The 560-nt window shown below is 33.2% G+C and carries 1 protein-coding gene; it reads right to left on the bottom strand.

The genetic code is table 11. The features are described 5' to 3' along the window. Positions 1 to 510: transposase (locus SLH33_RS13020; protein ID WP_320419547.1), on the bottom strand; the 510-nt coding region annotated here is incomplete at its 3' end. Positions 511 to 560 lie beyond the last annotated feature (50 nt).

The raw sequence follows: 560 nt of genomic DNA, 5'->3' as shown, positions 1-560 counted from the left end.
GGATAAATACGCATCTAAATCTTGAACAGGAACTTTTAATGCTAAACTATCCATACTGGCATTTGCTTTTACAGGCGCCGAATCTATTACTTGGGTATGACCACTTACCATACCTTGAGCAATACATTGGGATAAAATACTACTGAAAACATCTTCAAAAACTGATTCGGGAAACAACTGACGAGTACGACTTATCGTACTATGCCATGGCAATTCTTCATCCAAATCATAACCTAAAAAGAATAAAATATCTAACCGCATACTACAATGAGATATGAGCTTACGATCACTAATTATATTTTCTAAATAACCCACTAAACATAGCTTGAAAAAAACAACAGGGTCAATACTTTTTTGACCGCTGACACCATAGTAATCCTTGGTGGAACAATACAAAAAATTTAAATCTAAAACTCCTAATAAACGCCTGTAAAAATTATCCGATGGTACACGATCACTTAATTGAAAACTTGTAAATAATTTCTCCTGATATTCCTTTTTGCCTTGCATACCTCAAAATACAAAAAATTACTACTTTTACATAATTGTGCAACAGACAC

The sequence above is a fragment of the Tenacibaculum sp. IB213877 genome, assembly GCF_034043975.1.
Classification (GTDB): Bacteria; Bacteroidota; Bacteroidia; order Flavobacteriales; family Flavobacteriaceae; genus Polaribacter.
The sequence above is the reverse complement of the archived record's forward strand: the minus strand, read 5'-3'. Positions and strand labels throughout refer to the sequence as shown.